Source organism: Methylobacterium sp. WL18, assembly GCF_008040015.1.
In the GTDB taxonomy this organism is placed as follows: Bacteria; Pseudomonadota; Alphaproteobacteria; order Rhizobiales; family Beijerinckiaceae; genus Methylobacterium; species Methylobacterium mesophilicum.
In genome coordinates this window covers 1-614 of the sequence record NZ_VRVD01001225.1, presented here as the reverse complement: position 1 = coordinate 614, position 614 = coordinate 1, and the positions used below count along the sequence as shown (strand labels likewise).

The window sequence follows — 614 nt, the reverse complement described above, 5'->3', positions numbered from 1 at the left end:
GGGCAGGGCCGGGACGGCAATCGGGACTCCGGTGACAAGGTAGCCCAGGATCGCGGCCGAGCCGGCTCGGAAGCGGATGCGCGTGGCGGCGCTCGCGTCGAGCGTGATGCGCGCGGCGACCGGGATGGCGCGCGAGGCGAGCGGGCCGAGATCCGGAATGAGCGCGGCGAGAGCCGCACGGGGCGCCGGAGGGATGTCCGGTCGGATCGCGTCGAAGGTGGTGTCCGCCGCGAAGGCCGGTTCGTGGTGATCGGCGGTCGTCGGGTGGTCTACGGCTCGCCTGAGTACCGCCGCTTGATCGTCACCGGGAACCGCAGCCCTCGGGTCCGGTACGTGGTGATCCGCGGGCAGCGCGTCCTCTATGGGTCGCCCGAGTACCGCCGCCTCGTCGGCGTCCGCGAGAGCCGGCCGCGGGAACGCTTCGTGACCATCCGGGGCCAACGCGTCGTGTACGGCTCACCCGAGTATCGCCGCCTGGTGGCGGTGCGCGAGGAACGGTTCGTGACGATCCGCGGCCAGCGGGTGCGCTACGGCTCCGACGAATACCATCGCCTGAGCGGCGGCGGCACGGTCAACGCCGGCTTCCGGACCGAGACCCGCGCCGGCGTCCGCAC

1 pseudogene is annotated in these 614 nt (G+C 73.1%); it reads left to right on the top strand.

Annotated features, from left to right (window positions below):
• Window positions 1-614: pseudogene (locus tag FV228_RS34660) on the top strand (hypothetical protein); the annotation flags it as partial.